Raw genomic sequence first — 20,133 nt, forward strand, 5'->3', positions numbered from 1 at the left:
CCTCCAGTGAACGGACTCGCCGCACGCATCAACGACGCACTGCCCCAGACGCAGTGCACCCGGTGCGGCTATCCCGACTGCGCCGGCTACGCGCAAGCCGTGGCCGACGAGGAAGCCGGCATCAACCAGTGCCCGCCCGGCGGCGCCGAAGGCATCGAACGGCTGGCGCTCATCACCGGGCGCCCTCTGCTCCCGCTCGACGCGCAGTTCGGCACCGAAGGCCCGCGCGCCATGGCCGTCATCGACGAGGCCTGGTGCATCGGCTGCACGCTGTGCCTGGACGCCTGCCCCACCGACGCCATCGTCGGCATCAACAAGCGCATGCACACCGTGATCGAAGCGCACTGCACCGGCTGCGAGCTGTGCATTCCGGTCTGCCCCGTCGACTGCATCTCGCTCGAAGTGGAAACACCGGGCCGCAGCGGCTGGCAGGCCTGGTCGGCCGAACAGGCCGGCCACGCGCGGCGCCGCTACGCGCTGCACGGCACCCACCGCAACACCGAGGCGCGCCTGGCCGACAAGCCGGCCGCGGCCGAAGCCCCGCAGGACGCCGGTGCACGCAAGCGCACCATCGTCGAAGCCGCCCTGGCGCGCGCCCGCGCCGCATCGCAACAACGCCCACCGCCCGCCAAGCCATGACGCTCGACACCTTGTTGATCTACGCCGCCGCCTCGCTGGCGTTGGCCTTGATCCCCGGGCCGACCATGCTGCTGGCGCTGTCCAACGGCATCGAGGGCGGCATGCGCCGCGCGAGCTGGGGCATCGCGGGCGCGTCGCTCGGCAGCATCACGCTGATCGCCGTCGTCGCGCTGGGCCTGGGCTCGCTGCTCGCGGCTTCGGAATGGCTCTTCAACGCCATCCGCATCGCCGGCGTGGTCTACCTCGTGTGGCTGGGCGTGAAGCTCTGGCGCAGCGAAGCCACCGACCTGCGCACCGCGCTGGCCGCAACGGCAGGGTCGCCCGAAGCGCGACCGCACGGCCGCATCGCCCTCGCGCGCAGCCTGGCCGTGGCGCTGTCGAACCCGAAGACGGTGCTGTTCTTCGCGGCCTTCCTGCCGCAGTTCGTCGACATCACGCAGCCGCAAGGCCCGCAGTACCTGCTGCTGGGCGGTGTGTTCGTCGCGCTCGACACCTGCGTGATGCTGGCCTACGCCGGTGCCGGCACGCAGGCCGTGCGCTTCCTCTCGCAGCGCGGCCTCAAGGCGATGAACCGCGGTTGCGCGGCCGGCATGTGGCTGCTGGCCGCTACCCTTGCCGTGTGGCGCCGCCCCGGCGCTTGAACAGCAACAGCAGCACGCCCGCCAGCACCACGCACACGGCGTACCACTCGAAACGCGTGACCGTCTCGTGGGCGATCCACACGCCCAGCAGCATCGCGATCACCGGGTTCACGAAGGTGTAGCTCGCCGCCAGCGCGGCCGGCGCCTTCGCCAGCAGCACCATGTAGGCGTTGAAGGCAATCAGCGAGCCGAACACCACCAGGTAGACCCACGCGGCAACGGCTTCGGCCTGCGGCGGCCAGCTCATCGTTTCGCCGGACACCGCGGCCAGCCCCATCAGCACCACGCCGCCGCACAGCATCTCGCTGGCAAAGCCCATCGCACCCGGCGCCAACGGCAGGCTGCGCTGGCTCAGCACGCTGCCCAGCGACCAGCACACGCACGCGATGCAGATGGCCACCAGCCCCTCGGGCGACGACCTGAAGCCGCTGCCCTGCGTGAGCATCAGCACCCCGACGAGCCCCAGCGCAATGCCCGCCGCCTCCAGCCGCGAGGGCTTCACGCCCCAGATCAGGTTGAGCAGTGCAATCAGCAGCGGAATCACCGCGATGAACGCCACCACCAGCCCCGAGCCGATCGACACCTCGGCATGGGCCGTGCCGCCCATGCCACCGCCCAGCATCAGCGCGCCGACGACCAAGGCGTTGCGCCACTGTGCGAGCGAAGGCCACGGCGCGCCGCGCCAGCGCATCCACACCGCCAGCAGCACGCCCGCGAACAGAAAGCGCGAGCCCATCTGCAGGAACGGCGGAAAGCTGATCAGCGCGTACTTGATCGCAAGGTAGGTCGAGCCCCACACCACCCAGGTGGCGGCAAGGCAGAGCCACAGCAGCGGCGGCAACCCGGGGTGGCCCGCTGCTGGCGCGGCGCGGGCGGGAGAGGTGAGCGTGGACATGGCGACGGTGTCTCTTGTTGGCATTCAATGGCACTCATGGTATGAAAGCCATCCTTCGGAAGCCATGCAGATTTCATGCTTCCACGTCCGCCAAACCGTCGATTTAAAGGAGTTGCATGGACTTTTCCTTGAACCCCTCGCTGGATGCCCACGACACCCGCATCCTCGCCGAACTGCAGGCCGACGCGCGCCTCACCATGGCCGAACTCGGACGCCGCGTGCACCTGAGCCAGCCGGCCGTGACCGAGCGCGTGAAGAAGCTGGAAGTCGCGGGCGTCATCAGCGGCTACCGCGCCACCGTGAACCTCGGCAAGCTGGGCTACGGCATCCGCGCGATCATTCGCGTGGGCCGTGCCGACTACGCGCGCGTGGTCGAGCTGGTGCAGCAGACGCCCGAATGCGTCAATGCCTACAACGTGACCGGCGAGGACAGCTGGGTGCTGGAGATCGCGGTGATCGACGTGAGCCACCTCGACGCGGTGGTCACCAAGTTCTGCATCCTCACCGAGACGGCGACCTCGATCATCCTGAACCCGGCGCGCGAGCACCAGGCGATGCTGCCGCCTCAGCGAGCGGACGTGAAGCCGCCGATCAAGAAAGTCCTCAACGCGTAGCGGCCAGCGCGCTGAAAGCCGCGACCACCTCCGCTGGCGCCTGCACCATCTCGATCAGCACGCCCTCGCCCGCAATCGGGAACTCGTCGTTCGCCTTCGGGTGCAGGAAGCAGATGTCGAAGCCGGCCGCGCCCTTGCGGATGCCGCCCGGCGCAAAGCGCACGCCCTGCGCAGTGAGCCACTCCACGGCCTTGGGCAGGTCGTCGATCCACAGTCCCACGTGGTTCAGCGGCGTGGTGTGAACAGCCGGCTTTTTCTCGGGGTCCAGCGGCTGCATCAGGTCGACCTCGACCTTGAACGGCCCCACGCCCATCGAACAGATGTCCTCGTCGACGTTCTCGCGCTCGCTCTTGAACGTGCCGGTCACTTCGAGCCCCAGCATCTCGACCCACAGCTTCTGCAGGCGCAGCTTGTCGGGGCCGCCGATGGCGATCTGCTGGATGCCCAGCACCTTGAACGGACGCGCCGCCGGGGTCGTCGGGGTCGTGGTCATCGTGGTCGTCGTGGTGGCAGTGGTCATGCGGCGCATCCTTCTTCGCTTGTTTCCTGAACCTGCCGCGCGTTGAGCCCGAGCTTGCGCAGCAGCACCGTGTCGGCCTCCACGTCGGGGTTGCCCGTCACCAGCAGCTTGTCGCCGTAGAAGATCGAATTCGCACCCGCCATGAAGCACAGCGCCTGCACGGCGTCGCCCATCTGCTGGCGCCCGGCCGACAGCCGCACGCGCGCGGTCGGCATGGTGATGCGCGCAACCGCGATCATGCGCACGAAGTCGAAGGGGTCCACCGGCTCCGAGTCGGCCAGCGGCGTGCCGGGCACGCGCACCAGGCTGTTGATGGGCACCGACTCCGGGTACGGGTTCAGGTTGGCCAGCTGCGCGATCAGCCCCGCGCGATGAACCGGCGCCTCGCCCATGCCGACGATGCCGCCGCAGCAGACGCTGATGCCGGCGCTGCGCACATGGGCCAGCGTGTTCAGCCGGTCCTGGTAGGTGCGCGTGCCGACCACGTCGGTGTAGTACTCGGGTGCGGTGTCCAGGTTGTGGTTGTAGTAGTCCAGGCCCGCGGCCTTGAGCTGGTGCGCGTGGTGCGGCTCCAGCATGCCCAGCGTGGCGCAGGTCTGCAGCCCCAAGCCCTTCACGGCCTCGACCAGCACGGCCACCTTCTCCACGTCGCGGTCCTTCGGCGCGCGCCAGGCGGCGCCCATGCAGAAGCGCGTGGCGCCGGCGTCCTTGGCGGCCTGCGCGGCGCGCACCACCTCGTCGACCTCCATGAGCTTCTGCGCCTTCACGCCGGTGTCGAACTCGGCCGACTGCGGGCAGTAGCCGCAGTTCTCGGGGCAGCCGCCGGTCTTCACCGACAGCAGCGTGGCCAGCTCGATGTCGCCCGCCGGGAAATGCGCGCGGTGCACGGCCTGCGCTTCGAACAGCAGTTCCATGAAGGGCTTGTCGAGCAGCGCCTGGATGGCCTCGAGCGACCAGCGGTCCGTGGCCTTGGGGCCGGCCGGCGCTGCCGGGTTTACCGGGGCTCCCGGGCCTGATGGCCGGTGCAACGTGATCGCCTGTTGCAGGTCGTTGGCACCCATCAGTTGAACTCCATGATGATCTGGTCCACCGCGAGCGACTCGCCCTTGTTCGCGGAAATCTTGCCCACCACGCCGTCCTGCGTGGCGAACAGCACGTTCTCCATCTTCATCGCCTCGATCACGGCGAGCTTCTCGCCGGCCTGCACCTGCTGCCCCGGCTGCACCGACACCTCGACCAGCAGGCCCGGCATCGGCGACATCAGGAACTTGCTCAGGTCCGGCGGCGCCTTGTAGGGCATCAGCTCGAGCAGGCGCGCGCCCAGCGGCGACAGCACCATGGCCTCGATCTGCGTGCCGTCGTGCGACACGCGCAGCGCCAGCGGGTTCTTGCCCGCGCCGCGCTCCACCTGGGCAGTGAAGGGCTTGTCGTTGACCGTGCCCTGCACGCGGATCGCACCCAGCGCAAGGCTGCTGTCGATCTTGTAGCTCTTGCCGCCCACGGCCACCGCGCTCGCGCCGGTCTTGCCGTGGAAGTCGGTGACCGACACCGGGTGGTGCACATGCTTGCCCTCCGGGCCCAGCGCCACCACCACGAACTGCTCGCCCACCTTCACGCCGTGCCCTGCGAGCTGCCCGCTGATGCCTGACGCCCGCGCGCGGTAGCGGCGGTGCACGTAGGCGGCCAGCGCCACCAGGAACGACGGATCGGCGTGCGGCACGTCTTCCGCGTGGAAGCCCTTGCCGTAATGCTCGGCGATGAAGCCGGTGTTGAAGTCGCCCGCCACGAACTTCGGATGCGCCAGCAGCGCCGCCTGGAACGGAATGTTGCTGCTGATGCCGCGGATCACGAAGCCGTTGAGCGCCTCGCGCATGCGGGCAATCGCCTGCTGGCGGTCCTTGCCGTGCACGATGAGCTTGGCAATCATCGAGTCGTAGTACATCGGGATCTCGCCGCCGTCGTACACGCCGGTGTCCACGCGCACGCCGTTCAGGTGCCCGGTGTCGCTCGCGAACATGGTCTCCGCCGGCGGCTGGAACTTCACCAGCCGGCCGGTCGAGGGCAGGAAGCTGCGGAACGGGTCTTCGGCATTGATGCGGCACTCGATGGCCCAGCCGTTGCGCTTCACTTCGGCCTGCGTCAGCGGCAGCGCTTCGCCGGCCGCCACGCGGATCATCAGCTCGACCAGGTCGAGCCCGGTGATGCACTCCGTCACCGGGTGCTCCACCTGCAGGCGCGTGTTCATCTCGAGGAAGTAGAAGCTCTGGTCCTTGCCGACCACGAACTCCACCGTGCCCGCGCTCTGGTACTTCACGGCCTTGGCCAGCTGCACCGCCTGCTCGCCCATCGCCTTGCGCGTGGCGTCGGAGATGAAGGGCGACGGCGCCTCCTCGATCACCTTCTGGTGGCGCCGCTGGATCGAGCATTCGCGCTCGTTCAGGTAGATCACGTTGCCGTGCGAGTCGCCCAGCACCTGGATCTCGATGTGGCGCGGCTCCTCGACGAACTTCTCGATGAACACGCGGTCGTCGCCGAAGCTGTTGCGCGCCTCGTTGCGGCACGAGGTGAAGCCCTCGAAGGCCTCCTTGTCGTTGAAGGCCACGCGCAGGCCCTTGCCGCCGCCGCCGGCCGAGGCCTTGATCATCACGGGGTAGCCGATTTCCTTGGCGATCTCGACCGCGCGCTCGGCCGTCTCGATGGCGTCGTTCCAGCCCGGAATGGTGTTGACCTTGGCCTCGTTCGCGAGCTTCTTCGAGGCGATCTTGTCGCCCATCGCCGCAATCGAATAGTGCTTCGGCCCGATGAAGGCAATGCCCTCTTCCTCGACCTTGCGCGCGAAGGCTTCGTTCTCCGACAGGAAGCCGTAGCCCGGGTGCACAGCCTCGGCGCCGGTCTGCTTGCAGGCCGCGATGATGCGGTCGGCCTGCAGGTAGCTTTCGCGGCTGGGCGCGGCGCCGATGTGCACGGCCTCGTCGGCCAGCTCGACATGGCGGGCTTCCTTGTCGGCGTCGGAATAGACGGCCACCGTGAGGATGCCCATCTTCTTGGCCGTCTGGATGACGCGGCAGGCGATTTCCCCGCGGTTTGCGATCAGGATCTTCTTAAACATTTCGGGTCTCCGCGTGGAAATCGCCTGCGCGCGCTGCGCGCGCCAAGCAATTTGGCTTCGCCGAAGCGGCCTTGCGGCCGCTTTCACCACGATTTGCAATCAGGATCTTCTTGAACATGTTCTTCTTCTCCGTTCGGCTCAAAGCGGAATGTTGCCGTGCTTGCGCCACGGGTTCTCGAGCTTCTTCTCGCGCAGCATGACCAGCGAGCGGCAGATGCGCTTGCGCGTCTCGTGCGGCAGGATCACGTCGTCGATGTAGCCGCGTGCGCTCGCCACATACGGGTTGGCGAAACGGGCCTTGTATTCGGCCTCGCGGGCGGCCAGCTTCTCGGGGTCGTTCTTGTCTTCGCGGAAGATGATTTCCACCGCGCCCTTGGCGCCCATCACCGCGATCTCTGCGCGCGGCCAGGCCAGGTTGACGTCGCCGCGCAAATGCTTGGAGGCCATCACGTCGTACGCGCCGCCGTAGGCCTTGCGCGTGATGACGGTGATCTTGGGCACCGTGCACTCCGCGTACGCGTAGAGCAGCTTGGCGCCGTGCTTGATGATGCCGCCGTACTCCTGCCCCGTGCCGGGCATGAAGCCGGGCACGTCGACAAAGGTGACGACCGGGATGTTGAAGGCATCGCAGAAGCGCACGAAGCGCGCCGCCTTGATGCTGCTCTTGATGTCCAGGCAACCCGCCAGCACCAGCGGCTGGTTGGCCACGATGCCGATGGTCTGGCCTTCCATGCGCGCGAAGCCGATCACGATGTTCTTCGCGTAGTCGGGCTGCAGCTCGAAGAAGTCGCCGTCGTCCACCACCTTCAGGATCAGTTCCTTGATGTCGTAGGGCTTGTTCGGGTTGTCGGGCACCAGCGTGTCCAGCGAATAGTCGGGCCGGTCGGCCGGGTCGCCCTGGCCGTTGTTGCCCAGGCGCACCGGCGGCTTCTCGCGGTTGTTCAGCGGCAGGTAGTTGTACAGGCGGCGCAGCATCATGAGCGCCTCCACGTCGTTCTCGAACGCCATGTCGGCCACGCCGCTGCGCGTGGTGTGGGTGATGGCGCCGCCCAGTTCCTCGGCCGTCACGGTTTCGTGCGTCACCGTCTTCACCACGTCGGGGCCGGTGACGAACATGTAGCTGGAGTCCTTCACCATGAAGATGAAGTCGGTCATGGCGGGCGAATACACCGCGCCGCCCGCGCAGGGGCCCATCACCATGCTGATCTGCGGCACCACGCCGGAGGCCATCACGTTGCGCTGGAACACGTCGGCATAGCCGCCGAGCGAGGCCACGCCCTCTTGAATGCGTGCGCCGCCAGAGTCGTTCAGGCCGATGACCGGTGCGCCGACCTTCATGGCCTGGTCCATCACCTTGCAGATCTTCTCGGCGTGCGCCTCGGAAAGCGCGCCGCCGAAGACGGTGAAGTCCTGGCTGAACACGAACACCAGGCGGCCGTTGATCATGCCGTAGCCCGTGACCACGCCGTCGCCGGGGATCTTCTGCTCGGCCATGCCGAAGTCGACCGAGCGGTGCTCGACGAACATGTCCCACTCTTCGAAGGTGTTGTCGTCCAGCAGCAGCTCGATGCGCTCGCGCGCCGTGAGCTTGCCCTTGGCATGCTGCGCGTCGATGCGCTTCTGCCCGCCGCCCAGGCGCGCCTTGGCGCGGCGCTGTTCGAGTTGTTCAATCAGTTCTTGCATGAATTGCTCGCAATCGTTCTTGAAGTGAAATTTGTTCTGACGTCTCAGAGACGCTGGAAATTGAACCGCTGCACGAAAGGCTCGAGGTCCGCCGCCTTCAGCATGCTGGCGAAGACCGTGCCGTCGTCGGCGGAGGGGCCGCTCGCGTCGCCGAAGTACCAGACCAGGCGCGGGCCGTCGGCATGAATGACCAGAGCGTTGTGGTCCACCACGCGCTGCCAGCCCGAGCCCGAGCCCGTGCCCAGCGCATCGAAAAGCGCTCGCGTGGCGGGCGCCTCGTCGGGGTCCGAGGTGTCGAGACTGGCCGCATGCGCGTAGCCTCCCTGCGCCAGCTGGTAGTAGAGAAGCAGCAGCACGAAGGACGGCAGGTCGAGCGACTCGGCATGCCAGGCGTTGGTCTTGCCGTCGGTCTGTTGCCAGACCACCTGCGCTGCGTCGTCGGGCTGAACGCCCCAGCAGCAGACGCCCTGGTTCTCTTCGGCGAACACCAGGCGGGAACCTTCGATGCGCAGTTCGTCCAACTTGGCAAAGCGCTGGAAAGAAGTCATGAACGCCGGCACATTGCCCACGCATTCATGGAGCACGCGCAGCGCCTCGGGCAGCGGCACCTGCAGCCGTGCCTGAGCGGCCTCGCATTCCACGGGGTCGATGCCGTCCGACGGCGTCAACCGGCGGTCGAGCAACGACTCCGCGATGGCTCGCAGCCGGGTCTCGAAGTCGGGAGATGGGGTCACACCGAAGTCCGGAAAGCCGCCAGCAACTGTCTTGCCGCCACCGAGGCGGGCGTGTGCCCGCTGGTCACCTGGCCCGTCAGTTCGAAAAGCGACGCGCGCACCTGGGGATGCTGGCGAAACGCCTGCTTGAGCCCCGCGTCGATGCGCTCCCACATCCACGACAGCGCCTGCTTCTCGCGGCGCTTGGCCAGCTTGCCGTTGGCGGTCTGCAGTTGCCTGAACTGCGTGACGGCGTCCCAGAAGGCGTCGACACCGGTGCCCGCGAGCGCGCTGAGCTGCAGCACCCTGGGCAGCCAGAAGCGCACTTCGGCGCCGCTGTGCGCGTCGTGCACCGCATGTGCGTGCTCGGGGTTGCCCTGGTGGCCGAACAGGCGCAGTGCCGAGGTGATCTGCGCCTGCGCGCGCGTGGCGGCGGCGGCGTCGATGTCGGCCTTGTTGATGACCACGAGGTCGGCGATTTCCATCACGCCCTTCTTGATGGCCTGCAGGTCGTCGCCCGCGTTGGGCAACTGCATCAGCACGAACATGTCGGTCATGCCGGCCACGGCCGTTTCGCTCTGGCCCACGCCGACCGTCTCGACAATCACGACGTCGTAACCCGCGGCCTCGCACACCAGCATGGCCTCGCGCGTCTTCTCGGCCACGCCGCCCAGCGTGCCGCTCGACGGGCTGGGCCGGATGTAGGCGCGCTCGTGCACCGACAGCCGCTCCATGCGCGTCTTGTCACCCAGGATGGAGCCGCCCGACACGGTGGACGACGGGTCGATGGTGAGCACCGCCACGCGGTGGCCCTTGTCGATCAGCAGCAGCCCCAGCGTTTCGATGAAGGTCGACTTGCCGACACCGGGCACGCCCGAGATGCCGAGGCGAAACGACTGGCCGGTGCGCGGCAGCAGCGCGGTGAGCAGCTCGTCGGCCTGCGTGCGGTGGTCGGCGCGCGTCGATTCGAGCAGCGTGATGGCCTTGGCGATGGCGCGTCGCTGCGCCATGCCGGGCGAATCGGTCAGCGCATGCTCGAGCCCCAGCACCGTGTTCAGCACGCCGCCTCCGACGCCACGCGCCAGCGGTAATGCAGGTCGACGCCCTCCTCGCCTTCGAGCACGAAGCCGTGCCGCAGGTAGAAGCGGTTGGCGTCGCTCTTCACGAGCGCGGTGAGCGCAATGTCGCGTTGCTGCTCGCGCGCCTGCGCCTTGGCCCACTCGAGCACCCATTCGCCGATGCCCAGGCCCTGGAAGCCGGTGCGCAGGTAGAGGTGGTCCAGGCGCAGCGCGTCGCTGCCCTCGGGCTTGAGCGTGACGAAGCCCACGCGCTGCTCGCCGTCGAGCACTATGTGGTGCATGTAGGGCACGACGAAGCCCGCGCTCAGGCGCTCGCGCGAACGCTCGGGGTCGAAGCGGCCCACGCGCTCCAGGCTCGGGCGCATCGCGTCGACGCGCAGGGCCAGCATGGCTTCGAAATCGCTGGAGTCCACCGGTTGCAGCGACAGCCGCGACAAGAGATCGCTCACGTCGCGTCTCAGGCGGAAACCGCCGCGCGGATCTGTTCCAGCACGTCCTTGGCGCTGGCCGGAATGGGCGTGCCCGGTCCGTAGATGCCCTTGACGCCGGCCTCGTAGAGAAAATCGTAGTCCTGCCGCGGAATCACGCCACCGACGAACACGATGATGTCGTCCGCGCCCTGCTTCTTCAGCTCGTCGATGATGGCTGGCACCAGCGTCTTGTGGCCGGCTGCGAGCGTGCTCACGCCCACGGCATGCACGTCGTTCTCGATCGCCTGGCGCGCGCACTCCTCGGGCGTCTGGAACAGCGGGCCCATGTCGACGTCGAAGCCCAGGTCGGCAAAAGCGGTGGCCACCACCTTGGCACCGCGGTCGTGACCGTCCTGGCCCAGCTTGGAGATCATCACGCGCGGGCGGCGGCCTTGCGCTTCGGCGAAGGCATTGATCTCGGTCTTCAGCGCTTCCCAGCCTTCGGCGGAGTCGTAGGCCGCTGCGTACACACCGGTCACCTTTTGCGTGTCGGCGCGGTGGCGGCCGAATGACTTCTCCAGCGCGTCGGAAATCTCGCCCACCGTGGCGCGCAGGCGCACCGCGTCGATGCTCAGCGCCAGCAGGTTGCCGGTGTTGCTTTCGGCGGCTTCGGTCAGCGCGTCGAGCGCAGCCTGCACCTTGGCGCTGTCGCGCGCGGCGCGAATGCTCTGCAGCCGCGCCACCTGCTGGTCGCGCACCTTCACGTTGTCGATCGAGAGGCTGTCGATCGCGTCCTCGGTCTTCAGCTTGTACTTGTTGACGCCCACGATCACGTCCTTGCCGGAGTCGATGCGCGCCTGTTTCTCGGCGGCGGCCGCCTCGATCTTGAGCTTGGCCCAGCCGCTGTCCACCGCCTTGGTCATGCCGCCCATGCCCTCGACCTCTTCGATGATGGCCCAGGCCGCATCGGCCATGTCCTGCGTGAGCTTCTCCATCATGTAGCTGCCGGCCCAGGGGTCGATCACGTTGGTGATGTGCGTCTCTTCCTGGATGATGAGCTGCGTGTTGCGCGCAATGCGCGAGCTGAACTCGGTGGGCAGCGCAATGGCTTCGTCGAGCGCGTTGGTGTGCAGGCTCTGCGTGCCGCCGAACACCGCGGCCATCGCCTCGATGGTGGTGCGCACCACGTTGTTGTAGGGGTCCTGCTCGGTGAGGCTCCAGCCCGAGGTCTGGCAGTGCGTGCGCAGCATCAGGCTCTTGGGGTTCTTCGGGTTGAACTCCTTCATGATGCGGCACCACAGCAGGCGCGCCGCGCGCATCTTGGCCACTTCCAGGTAGAAGTTCATGCCGATGGCCCAGAAGAAGCTCAGGCGCCCGGCAAAGCCGTCCACGTCCAGGCCCTTGGCCAGCGCGGTCTTCACGTACTCCTTGCCGTCGGCCAGCGTGAAGGCCAGCTCCAGCGCCTGGTTGGCGCCGGCTTCCTGCATGTGATAGCCGCTGATCGAGATCGAGTTGAACTTGGGCATGTTCTGCGCCGTGTACTCGATGATGTCGCCGATGATCCGCATGCTCGGCGCCGGCGGAAAGATGTACGTGTTGCGGACCATGAACTCCTTGAGGATGTCGTTCTGGATGGTTCCGCTCAGCTGGTCCTGCGCCACGCCCTGCTCTTCGGCCGCGACCACGTAGCCCGCCAGTACCGGCAGCACGGCGCCGTTCATCGTCATCGACACGCTCACCTTGTCCAGCGGGATCTGGTCGAACAGGATCTTCATGTCTTCCACCGAGTCGATGGCCACGCCGGCCTTGCCGACGTCGCCGGTCACGCGCGGATGGTCGCTGTCGTAGCCGCGGTGGGTGGCCAGGTCGAAGGCCACGCTCACGCCCTGCCCGCCGGCGGCCAGCGCCTTGCGGTAGAACGCGTTCGATTCTTCGGCGGTGGAGAAGCCGGCGTACTGGCGGATGGTCCAGGGGCGCACCGCGTACATGGTGGCCTGCGGGCCGCGCAGGTAGGGCTCGAAGCCGGGCAGCGTGTCGGTGTACTTCAGGCCCTGCAGGTCGGCCGCGGTGTACAGCGGCTTCACGCTGATGCCGTCGGGCGTGACCCAGTTCAGCGCGTTCACGTCGCCGCCGGGCGCGGACTTGGCAGCGGACTTGGCCCAGGCTTCGAGGTCGGCGGGCTTGAAAGTGGGTTCGGGTGTGCTGCTCATGAAGGGGCCGTTCGCAGAGTCTTGCAAGGGGATTCGCAAATTTGCCTGCACGGATTTGCAAGCCGGCCGCGAGTCTACCCCATCCATAATTATTAATTCAAACGCCTTTTTTGAAGTACAGTCCGCCCCATGTCCGCCGTCACCCTCACCCCCCGCGCCCTCTATGAAGAGGTGGCCGAGCTGCTGCGCCAGCGGATCTTCCGCCGCGAGCTGGAGCCTGGCAGCTGGATCGACGAACTCAAGCTGGCCGAGGAATACGGCATCAGCCGCACGCCGCTGCGCGAGGCGCTGAAAGTGCTGGCGGCCGAAGGCCTGGTGACGATGAAGGTGCGCCGCGGCGCCTACGTGACCGAGGTGTCCGAGCAGGACCTGGCGGACGTGTACCACCTGCTCTCCCTGCTGGAAAGCGACGCCGCCGGCGTGGTGGCCGAGCGCGCCACCGACGCGCAGCGCGCCGAGCTCAAGGCGTTGCACGCCGAGCTGGAGGCCGCGGCCTCGCCCGAAGACCGCGAGCACTTCTTTGCGGTGAACGAGCGCTTCCACATGCAGCTGCTGGCCATTGCCAACAACAAGTGGCGCGACCAGATGGTGGCCGACCTGCGCAAGGTGATGAAGCTCAACCGGCACAACTCGCTGCTGAAGGCGGGCCGCATCGGCGAGTCGCTGGCGGAGCACCGCGCGGTGATGGCAGCCATCGAGGCGCGCGACGCCGAGGCCGCCATGAGCCGCATGCGCGAGCATTTCCAGAACGGGCTGGAAGCCGCGAACTAGGCGCGCGCCGGCTCAGTCGGCGTTGTCCGCCGGCGTTGCCGGTCGACGCTGTCAGTCGACGTTCAGGGTGCCGGCTTCCCCGGCAATGCGCTGCGCCGCCTCCACCAGCAACGGCCCGATGCGCGCGACCATCGCGTCCTTCGGCAGCAGGTAGGCCGGCCCGCCGCAGCTCACCGCATACCGTTCACCGCGCGGCCCCTGCAGCGCGAAGCCGATCGCATGGATGTGCGGGTTCCACTCACCGAACGAGCCGCAGTAGCCCAGCCGCGCGTACTCGTCGAGCCCGGCCGCGAGGCGCGGCTCGATGGCGTCCCAGTTCTCTCCGCTCTCGAGCCGGATCTCTTCCATCAGCACCGCCTGCTCGGGCGCCGGCAGCGCAGCCAGGTAGGCCCGGCCGGCGGCCGAAGTGGCGATGGTCATGCGCGTGCCGACCTCGATGCGCGAGCTGATCACCACCGAGCGGGGCCGCAGCGAGTCGATGACCAGCATGTCGAGTTCGTCGCGCACCACCAGGTGCACGCTCACGCCGGCCGATTCCGAGAGTTCGGCCAGGTAAGGCCGCGCCATCGTGCGCAGGTCGAAATGCCGCAGGTAGCGGGCGCTCATGTCGAGCAGCGCCGGGCCGAGGCTGAAGCGCTCGCTGTCCTGCGACTGCCGCAGGTACCCCGCGCTCACCAGCGTGGCGGTGAGCCGTGACACCGTGGCCTTGGGGATGCCCGTGGTGTCTGCCAGTTCGCGATTGCCTATCGGTGCCGCCGCCATGCCGATGACCTTGAGAAGGGCCAGGCCCCGGCCGAGCGCGCTTACTTCTTCCTTGCCGCCAATCGCGTCATTCATGTATCGAAACCTTTTTTATTTCCCTGATGCTCCTCATTTTTCAGCAAAAAACGGTTGACGCGCCAGATATCACGCCGTAGAGATTTCGAAACAGTGTTTCATTTCAAGGAAGCAGAGGCGCGCAGAGGAAAACACCGTGCGCCGCGCATGGCGGCCGGTGTACCTCGAAAGAAGAAAAAGAGAGCGCGCTGCGCCGGCCGTCAGGCGGCTTGCGCGACCGGCTCGTGCGCCAGGGCCATGACCTCGTGCGCCGGCCGCGTCTTCAGCTTGTGGTCGCTCCACACCTGGCGCCAGCGGCGCGCGCCCGGCAGGCCGTTGCGCAGGCCCAGCATGTGGCGCGCGATCGACCACCAGTTCGTGCCGTGCTCGGCGGCTTCGCGGGCCATGTAGTCGCACATCAGCGACTCGACCTCTTCGCGCGTCAGCGCCTGCGGCGCGGCGCCGTAGAACTCGGCGTCCCACTCGGCCAGCCACCAGGGGTTGTGGTACGCCTCGCGGCCCACCATCACGCCGTCGAGCAGGCGCAGGTGCTCGTGCACCTGTGCGTTCACCGAAATGCCGCCGTTGATGGCAAAGCGCAGCGACGGAAACTCGTGCTTCAGCCGGTGCACCAGCTCGTAGCGCAGCGGCGGGATCTCGCGGTTCTGCTTCGGGCTCAGGCCCTGCAGCCAGGCGTTGCGCGCATGCACGATGAAAGTCTCGCAACCCGCTTCGCTCACCTTGCCGACGAAGTCGCGCACGAACTCGTAGCTCTCGATCTTGTCGATGCCGATGCGGTGCTTCACCGTGACCGGAATGCCGACCACGTCGACCATCGCCTTCACGCAGTCGGCCACCAGTTGCGGCTCGTTCATCAGGCAGGCGCCGAACGCGCCGCGCTGCACCCGCTCGCTCGGGCAGCCGCAGTTCAGGTTGATCTCGTCGTAGCCCCACTCCTCGCCCAGCTTCGCGCAATGCGCCAGGTCGGCCGGCTCGCTGCCGCCGAGCTGCAGCGCCAGCGGGTGCTCTTCGGCGTTGAAGCGAAGGTGCCGCGGCACGTCGCCATGGATCAGCGCGCCCGTCGTCACCATCTCGGTGTAGAGCAATGCGTGCCGGGACAGCAGGCGGTGGAGGTAGCGGCAATGGCGGTCGGTCCAGTCCATCATCGGCGCCACAGAAACTCGCATGGCTTCGGAAACACGGTCGTTCCGAGGGAAATCAAGGCCTGGCGAGGGGTTTCCGCTGTTCTCTTTCGGTGTCATTCGATGTTGTTTCGTGCCATTTTTGGTCCTCGGCTGGTACATTTCTGCCACAAATTTGACGTGTACCAACTTCAGGGGCCACCTTGGGCAGCATCATTAAACGCAAGCGCGCGGACGGGAGCGTAGCGCACCTGGTTCGAATCCGGATTCAGCAGGACGGCGCCATCGTCCACGCGGAGACGGAAACCTTTGATCGCGAGCAGGCCGCGAAGCTCTGGATGAAGAACCGCGAGGCCGAGCTCTCCAAGCCTGGTGCACTGGAAAAGCTCAAAGCACCAGACCCAACCTTCGCCGAGGCGATTCAAAAATACGTGGACGAGTCTCGCAAGGCGATTGGTACGACGAAGGCCCAAGTGCTGACGACGGTGGGAAAGACCAGCCTGGCGAAACGCCGCGGCTCCACGATCACGAGCGCCGACTGGGTGCAGTTCGCCAAAGACCTCGACGTTCAACCTCAAACAGTAGCCAACTACCTTTCCCACATTGCAGCGGTGTACCAGTTAGCCCGGCCGGCCTGGGGCTACCAACTAGATCCCCAGGTGATTAACGACGCGCGCAAGGTGTGCAAGTCACTGGGGCTGACAACGAGGTCGAGACAGCGCGACCGGCGCCCAACCCTCCAAGAGCTGGACAAGCTCATGGAGTATTTCGGTCGGGTCAAGCGAAAGGATGCAACCCCGATGCAACTCATCATCTGCTACGCGATTTTCAGCACCCGGCGCCAAGAGGAAATCACACGGCAGACCTTCGAGGACTTAGACGAAAGCCACTCGGAGATTTGGGTGCGAGACATGAAGCACCCCGGCGAGAAAGAGGGCAATGACGTTCGATGTCACCTCGTGCCCGAGGCACTTGCGGTCATCGTGAATCGGCGCACGTCAGCCGAGCAAACCGGGCGCATCTTCTCCTATTACAGCGGCACCATCAGCAAGCTATTCACGGACGCCTGCACCATGCTTGGCATCGAGGACCTTCATTTTCACGATCTGCGACACGACGGCATCAGCCGCCTGTTCGAGATGGGCTGGAACATCCCGAATGTTGCTGGCGTCTCAGGCCACCGCAGTTGGGCGTCACTCCGCCGGTACACGCACATCCGCCAGAGGGGCGACAAGTACGCCAACTGGCCATGGCTCGAACGCCTCGGCATTCGCCGAACGGCAGCCGACGCAACCGCCTCATCCACATAGAAGTCAGTCCGCCTCCGCCGGCGGAGAGTGTGGAAGCGAAAAGTTGTTAACAATCACCAACTTATCACACAAATGCCAGGATAAATGCCATGAAGCACCATCAGCTGGCCCAGTTCGCTTGGCCTCCACCCACAAGCCCGCCCGATCAAATTCAGTTGTAATTGTTACGAATGTTTGTATAGTGCCTGCTTATTTCTCAAAAAAACTATTCCAATGGATCCTGAAATCGAGACAATTCGCCAAAGCTATCAGCTCATAGAAGGTCGCGCGCAGAGATTTCTAATAGCGCTGACCAACGAGATTTCCGAGCTTCTCCGAAAGGAGGAAGTCGTATTAGGGGTTCCTATCGAAGGCAGGGTTAAGTCATGGGAATCACTGAATGAAAAGCTGGAACGCAAATCGAAGAAAATTCATGCGGCCCAGGAAATTGACGACTTGATAGGGATAAGAATTATCGTATTGTTCCGATCTTCGCTTGGACCCACAATCGAAGCGCTTAAAAAATCTTTTACAATCATTAGTTTCGAAGACACCGCCACCCGGCTGTCCGATTCTCAATTCGGGTATCAGTCGCAGCATTTAATGCTCAAGCTTCCTGAGGCATGGCTTAAGCTACCTACACTCAATGAGTTTTCCGAATTTCGAGCAGAGATTCAAGTCAGAACGGTTGCGCAGCACATTTGGGCTGCAGCATCTCATAAGCTGCAGTACAAGCAAGAAGACAATGTACCTCCGCCCCTCAGACGCACAATACATCGAATTTCTGCGCTTTTGGAAACTGCCGATCTCGAGCTCGATCGCGTCTTGGAGGAAAAGCAGCGATACGTCGACGCAATTTCCACCCCTCCTATTGACAAAACCCCGTTAAACGTAGATTTGCTAGAAAGTGTCTTAGATGACCTTTTCGAAAAGAAGAGTAAGACAGGCACAGAAGACTATGCTCAGCTACTAGCAGAACTAGGCCAATTCAATATTCATACCACGGGCGAGCTAGTTGAACTCGTAGAAAAAAATAGAAAAGGAATAAATGACATCGAAGCAAAAGCTATGACCAGCAACAAAGAAAAGGCAAGCCTGCGAATCAGTCGCGGGGTTTTTTATAGTCACGTTGGTTTAGTTAGGGCAGCACTTAAATCCCAATTCGGAATGGAGGCGTGGCTAAAAGGTAATAAAGCAGCAAGATCTGCAACTCGTTCTAGCCCGCCCAAGCTCTGACAGAGTTGACTCCTGCAGTGCATTAGAAACGTGCTACTTAACAAGGGGATTTCAGCAGCAAAAGAGTTGCACTATGCGGCTTTGTCAAGTGGAGCATCTTCGTTGAAAAATTAGAGCGTGGGCTTCGGTAGCTGCGCCCAAACAACTTTGATCATTTCTGCTTTCTACGCACGCGGCCTGCTCGCATCATCCGTTGGAGCGAGTCCATAAGTAAAGCGGGCTGATGCACTCGGCGAGCGCCGCCCGCAGCTCACCCTCATAACCCTCTCGCAACTCAATCTCGGCTAATGCCGACGCGCTGAAGCTATCAAGGTCCACGCCGGGCGCAAGCGCTTCTGTCGGCATGGCCGGCCGAGCAGGCATTTCCGCCCCACATTCCACAGGAAGCGGCACCTTCACGGTTTGAGCCGGAGCCACCCCGCACGCACTGAGTAACGCGCCGAAGGCCGAAACGCCCGCTAGGAGCGCGAAACGCCTCATGGCTGCACCCTCCCCCACAGCCACGCATCGACGCGCACCTGTGCGCTCGCGCAGGCGTCACCCGGCACCGCTGCCGGCGTGCTCAGGATCGTGTGCGCGGTTTGCTGCCGGCCGTTCGCGGCATCGCGCGCAATGGCCTGCGCCTTCTTCGCCTCGACCGCGCGCCTATCCGCCAGCTCGCGAAGATCGTCAGTCGCATCGCTGCAGGCGGAGGCCACGGCTCGCGCATCGTCGCGCTGCAGCGTCGTGGTAGCTGCCTCCTCGCGCGCGCCCATCCACGCCCAGCATGAACCCGCCCAGGTGGTGAAGGCTCAGCATGCCCGGGGCCATCCACGGGATGCCGCGCACCTGCTCGGCACGCTCAACCTTGAACCCGTGAATGATGTCCTCGGCCGGCAGGCGCACACGCTGCCGAGAGGTGCGCATGCCGTCGTTGGGATGGGCCTCGAAGATATGAACCGCGACGGTGCGGCGGTAGGCGTCCACCTCGATGCCCATGATGACGGTGTTACCCGTCGAATGCTCAACGCCGTTGAATGTCGTGTCGATGCGGTCCACGTCGATGAGCTGCAGCGCGAAGTTGAAATCGTTGCGCGCATCGGCACCGCGCACGAGCCGCACCAGAAACTCGCCATCGCACGGAAGACCACCGACGAGCGTCTCGCACATATCGCGCAGGGACTGCCGGCCCGTCACGTCGCACACGGCCTGCCAGCGCACGAATGCCGCTTCAATCGCATCGTTCGCCAGCTTGTCGGCCTTGTTGGGCGCGTTCTCGACGCGCGCCTGCATCACGAAGCCGGCCGGCCCGACCATGTTGGTTTCGACCATGCCGCAGAACTTGCGCGCGTAGCCGTTGTTGTTGCGCAGCTCGCGTGCTCGTGCGCGAAGCCTGTCGAGGTCGCTGCGCAGCTCTTCGTTGATGCTCGAATAGGTGGCGATCCAGTCCGCGGTTAGGCGGTCAACGCGCGCGGCCTGAAAGCGGCGCACCTGCTTCTTGCCAACGACCTTGCCGCGGAACAGGTGGCGGAGGAATGCCGGGGCCTTCATGCGCCGAACCTCACCGCGATGCGACCGGACACGCCCCGCGGCCCGCTCTTGCCCTCTTCCGCCGCAACCTCCCGTTGGTACTTCGAGCGCATCGCATGCAGCTCGTTGAGCGGGATGTACTTTAGGCGCCGACCGTTGATTTCGTATTCGGCGGTGGCGCTGGTGGCCCGGCCTTCGAGCACCGCCTCGATGGCGTCGAGCGTGCGGCGGGCATGCGAGCGAACATCACCGGCGGCACCGAAGGACGGTGCCACCGTCATACGCCCATTGGCGACCGTGTAGACCTAATCGGCATTCGTGACGCGCGCCCGCCAGTCATAGGAGCCAGGCGCGAAGCTCTGCGAGGTCAGCGCCGAAACGGTGACGCGAAAGGAGTCGCCGTCAGAGGTCGCGTGAATCTCGTAGCGATGCATCGCGTTGAGCAGCTCGTAGCTCAGCGCCCATCCAGCAGAGGCCGGGTAGCTGGCGAGCCTTCGTTCTGAATCGCCCCGGCTTTCATGGAGGCCGGTTGGTTTAAGTCATGCCGCCATCGTGGCGGTCTGACTGGCGAGTTGCCGGTAATAGTTTGCCTCAGCTTCTGCAGGCGGGATGTAGCCGATGGGTTCGAGCAGGCGTTGGTGGTTGAACCAGGACACCCATTCGAGCGTGGCGAACTCCACCGCCTCCTTGGTCTTCCACGGTGCCCGGCGATGGATCAGCTCGGCCTTGTAGAGGCCGTTGATCGTCTCGGCCAGGGCGTTGTCGTAGGAATCGCCTTTGCTGCCCACTGATGGCTCAATGCCAGCCTCGCCCAGTCGTTCCGTGTACCGGATGCTGACGTATTGCGAGCCGCGATC

At 65.3% G+C, this 20,133-nt stretch carries 22 protein-coding genes; 6 read left to right on the plus strand and 16 right to left on the minus strand.

The features are described 5' to 3' along the window. The first annotated feature begins 6 nt into the window (after positions 1 to 6). Both BM013_RS04325 and BM013_RS04330 read left to right on the plus strand, forming a co-directional pair. Positions 7 to 639, plus strand: a complete 633-nt coding sequence (locus BM013_RS04325; RefSeq protein WP_093123182.1) for an RnfABCDGE type electron transport complex subunit B — start codon at positions 7 to 9, stop codon at positions 637 to 639. Continuing rightward, on the plus strand, positions 636 to 1,280 hold the full coding sequence (locus tag BM013_RS04330) for a LysE family translocator (protein WP_093123185.1): 645 nt from the start codon (positions 636 to 638) through the stop codon (positions 1,278 to 1,280). The genes BM013_RS04325 and BM013_RS04330 overlap by 4 nt, the downstream gene beginning before the upstream one ends. Here BM013_RS04330 and yedA read toward each other — a convergent pair. Then, positions 1,246 to 2,175, minus strand: a complete 930-nt coding sequence (yedA, locus tag BM013_RS04335; protein ID WP_093123188.1) for a drug/metabolite exporter YedA — start codon at positions 2,173 to 2,175, stop codon at positions 1,246 to 1,248. The two genes, BM013_RS04330 and yedA, sit on opposite strands and share 35 nt — an antisense overlap. A gap of 116 nt (positions 2,176 to 2,291) precedes the next feature. Here yedA and BM013_RS04340 point away from each other — a divergent pair, with 116 nt between their 5' ends. After that, positions 2,292 to 2,789, plus strand: a complete 498-nt coding sequence (locus BM013_RS04340; RefSeq protein WP_093123191.1) for an Lrp/AsnC family transcriptional regulator — start codon at positions 2,292 to 2,294, stop codon at positions 2,787 to 2,789. Here the strand turns inward: BM013_RS04340 and BM013_RS04345 are convergent. The 9 genes from BM013_RS04345 to scpA are packed head-to-tail and all read right to left on the minus strand — an operon-like array spanning position 2,779 to position 12,513. Then, positions 2,779 to 3,309 (minus strand): VOC family protein, encoded by a 531-nt coding sequence (locus BM013_RS04345; protein WP_256221373.1) that lies wholly within the window; start codon positions 3,307 to 3,309, stop codon positions 2,779 to 2,781. The genes BM013_RS04340 and BM013_RS04345 overlap by 11 nt on opposite strands. Further along, positions 3,306 to 4,370 (minus strand): biotin synthase BioB, encoded by a 1,065-nt coding sequence (gene bioB, locus BM013_RS04350; protein ID WP_093123195.1) that lies wholly within the window; start codon positions 4,368 to 4,370, stop codon positions 3,306 to 3,308. The genes BM013_RS04345 and bioB overlap by 4 nt, the downstream gene beginning before the upstream one ends. Continuing rightward, the gene (gene accC, locus BM013_RS04355; RefSeq protein WP_093123197.1) at positions 4,370 to 6,418 is read right to left on the minus strand and encodes an acetyl-CoA carboxylase biotin carboxylase subunit; all 2,049 of its coding nucleotides are present in this window, start codon (positions 6,416 to 6,418) and stop codon (positions 4,370 to 4,372) included. The genes bioB and accC overlap by 1 nt, the downstream gene beginning before the upstream one ends. After that, on the minus strand, positions 6,411 to 6,536 hold the full coding sequence (locus BM013_RS41710; RefSeq protein WP_256221374.1) for a hypothetical protein: 126 nt from the start codon (positions 6,534 to 6,536) through the stop codon (positions 6,411 to 6,413). The genes accC and BM013_RS41710 overlap by 8 nt, the downstream gene beginning before the upstream one ends. Before the next feature lie 20 nt (positions 6,537 to 6,556). Beyond that, on the minus strand, positions 6,557 to 8,101 hold the full coding sequence (locus BM013_RS04360) for an acyl-CoA carboxylase subunit beta (protein WP_093123199.1): 1,545 nt from the start codon (positions 8,099 to 8,101) through the stop codon (positions 6,557 to 6,559). Positions 8,102 to 8,145: 44 nt separating this feature from the next. Next, positions 8,146 to 8,835, minus strand: coding sequence for a hypothetical protein (locus BM013_RS04365; protein ID WP_143098228.1), 690 nt, complete (start codon positions 8,833 to 8,835; stop codon positions 8,146 to 8,148). Continuing rightward, positions 8,832 to 9,824, minus strand: coding sequence for a methylmalonyl Co-A mutase-associated GTPase MeaB (gene meaB / locus BM013_RS04370; RefSeq protein ID WP_093123392.1), 993 nt, complete (start codon positions 9,822 to 9,824; stop codon positions 8,832 to 8,834). The genes BM013_RS04365 and meaB overlap by 4 nt, the downstream gene beginning before the upstream one ends. A 44-nt stretch (positions 9,825 to 9,868) precedes the next feature. Next, positions 9,869 to 10,342: a GNAT family N-acetyltransferase gene (locus BM013_RS04375; protein ID WP_093123205.1), complete on the minus strand. Its 474-nt coding sequence runs from the start codon at positions 10,340 to 10,342 to the stop codon at positions 9,869 to 9,871. Between the two features lie 8 nt (positions 10,343 to 10,350). Then, on the minus strand, positions 10,351 to 12,513 hold the full coding sequence (scpA, locus tag BM013_RS04380; RefSeq protein ID WP_093123207.1) for a methylmalonyl-CoA mutase: 2,163 nt from the start codon (positions 12,511 to 12,513) through the stop codon (positions 10,351 to 10,353). Positions 12,514 to 12,642: 129 nt separating this feature from the next. On the opposite strand from scpA, the gene BM013_RS04385 reads away from it, so the two are divergent. Continuing rightward, positions 12,643 to 13,284, plus strand: a complete 642-nt coding sequence (locus BM013_RS04385; protein WP_093123210.1) for a GntR family transcriptional regulator — start codon at positions 12,643 to 12,645, stop codon at positions 13,282 to 13,284. Between the two features lie 51 nt (positions 13,285 to 13,335). On the opposite strand, the gene BM013_RS04390 is transcribed toward BM013_RS04385, so the two are convergent. Both BM013_RS04390 and dusA read right to left on the minus strand, forming a co-directional pair. Further along, positions 13,336 to 14,121, minus strand: a complete 786-nt coding sequence (locus BM013_RS04390) for an IclR family transcriptional regulator (protein WP_093123214.1) — start codon at positions 14,119 to 14,121, stop codon at positions 13,336 to 13,338. Positions 14,122 to 14,321: 200 nt separating this feature from the next. Further along, positions 14,322 to 15,362, minus strand: coding sequence for a tRNA dihydrouridine(20/20a) synthase DusA (gene dusA, locus BM013_RS04395; protein WP_256221376.1), 1,041 nt, complete (start codon positions 15,360 to 15,362; stop codon positions 14,322 to 14,324). Positions 15,363 to 15,445: 83 nt separating this feature from the next. Here dusA and BM013_RS04400 point away from each other — a divergent pair, with 83 nt between their 5' ends. Both BM013_RS04400 and BM013_RS04405 read left to right on the plus strand, forming a co-directional pair. Further along, a complete protein-coding gene (locus BM013_RS04400; protein WP_177225417.1) occupies positions 15,446 to 16,552 on the plus strand; it encodes a site-specific integrase in 1,107 nt (368 codons plus the stop codon). Between the two features lie 213 nt (positions 16,553 to 16,765). After that, positions 16,766 to 17,767 (plus strand): GTP pyrophosphokinase, encoded by a 1,002-nt coding sequence (locus tag BM013_RS04405; protein ID WP_093123219.1) that lies wholly within the window; start codon positions 16,766 to 16,768, stop codon positions 17,765 to 17,767. 476 nt (positions 17,768 to 18,243) lie between these two features. Here BM013_RS04405 and BM013_RS04415 read toward each other — a convergent pair whose 3' ends face one another. The 4 genes from BM013_RS04415 to BM013_RS04430 form a co-directional block, all read right to left on the minus strand. Next, complete coding sequence (locus tag BM013_RS04415; RefSeq protein ID WP_177225418.1) at positions 18,244 to 18,465, minus strand: hypothetical protein; 222 nt, start codon at positions 18,463 to 18,465, stop codon at positions 18,244 to 18,246. After that, positions 18,437 to 19,297, minus strand: coding sequence for a phage portal protein (locus tag BM013_RS04420; RefSeq protein WP_093123223.1), 861 nt, complete (start codon positions 19,295 to 19,297; stop codon positions 18,437 to 18,439). The genes BM013_RS04415 and BM013_RS04420 overlap by 29 nt, the downstream gene beginning before the upstream one ends. Then, positions 19,294 to 19,557, minus strand: a complete 264-nt coding sequence (locus BM013_RS04425) for a hypothetical protein (protein ID WP_093123226.1) — start codon at positions 19,555 to 19,557, stop codon at positions 19,294 to 19,296. Before BM013_RS04425 ends, BM013_RS04420 begins: the two co-directional genes overlap by 4 nt. A 258-nt stretch (positions 19,558 to 19,815) precedes the next feature. Further along, positions 19,816 to 20,133, minus strand: a 318-nt coding sequence (locus tag BM013_RS04430) for an integrase core domain-containing protein (protein ID WP_143098229.1), incomplete at its 5' end; no start/stop codon positions are given.

It is taken from the genome of Variovorax sp. OK605 (assembly GCF_900115445.1).
Taxonomy (GTDB): Bacteria; Pseudomonadota; Gammaproteobacteria; order Burkholderiales; family Burkholderiaceae_C; genus Variovorax.

Bases quoted from the DNA above. Each gene is read 5' to 3' on its own strand.
- yedA (WP_093123188.1), bottom strand. From the start codon at position 2,175: ATGTCCACGCTCACCTCTCCCGCCCGCGCCGCGCCAGCAGCGGGCCAC.
- BM013_RS04340 (WP_093123191.1), top strand. From the start codon at position 2,292: ATGGACTTTTCCTTGAACCCCTCGCTGGATGCCCACGACACCCGCATC.
- BM013_RS04360 (WP_093123199.1), bottom strand. From the start codon at position 8,101: ATGCAAGAACTGATTGAACAACTCGAACAGCGCCGCGCCAAGGCGCGC.
- BM013_RS04420 (WP_093123223.1), bottom strand. From the start codon at position 19,297: ATGAAGGCCCCGGCATTCCTCCGCCACCTGTTCCGCGGCAAGGTCGTT.
- meaB (WP_093123392.1), bottom strand. From the start codon at position 9,824: ATGGCGCAGCGACGCGCCATCGCCAAGGCCATCACGCTGCTCGAATCG.
- BM013_RS04405 (WP_093123219.1), top strand. From the start codon at position 16,766: ATGGATCCTGAAATCGAGACAATTCGCCAAAGCTATCAGCTCATAGAA.
- dusA (WP_256221376.1), bottom strand. From the start codon at position 15,362: ATGACACCGAAAGAGAACAGCGGAAACCCCTCGCCAGGCCTTGATTTC.
- BM013_RS04345 (WP_256221373.1), bottom strand. From the start codon at position 3,309: ATGACCACTGCCACCACGACGACCACGATGACCACGACCCCGACGACC.
- accC (WP_093123197.1), bottom strand. From the start codon at position 6,418: ATGTTTAAGAAGATCCTGATCGCAAACCGCGGGGAAATCGCCTGCCGC.
- BM013_RS04330 (WP_093123185.1), top strand. From the start codon at position 636: ATGACGCTCGACACCTTGTTGATCTACGCCGCCGCCTCGCTGGCGTTG.
- scpA (WP_093123207.1), bottom strand. From the start codon at position 12,513: ATGAGCAGCACACCCGAACCCACTTTCAAGCCCGCCGACCTCGAAGCC.
- BM013_RS04390 (WP_093123214.1), bottom strand. From the start codon at position 14,121: ATGAATGACGCGATTGGCGGCAAGGAAGAAGTAAGCGCGCTCGGCCGG.
- BM013_RS41710 (WP_256221374.1), bottom strand. From the start codon at position 6,536: ATGTTCAAGAAGATCCTGATTGCAAATCGTGGTGAAAGCGGCCGCAAG.
- BM013_RS04425 (WP_093123226.1), bottom strand. From the start codon at position 19,557: ATGACGGTGGCACCGTCCTTCGGTGCCGCCGGTGATGTTCGCTCGCAT.
- bioB (WP_093123195.1), bottom strand. From the start codon at position 4,370: ATGGGTGCCAACGACCTGCAACAGGCGATCACGTTGCACCGGCCATCA.
- BM013_RS04385 (WP_093123210.1), top strand. From the start codon at position 12,643: ATGTCCGCCGTCACCCTCACCCCCCGCGCCCTCTATGAAGAGGTGGCC.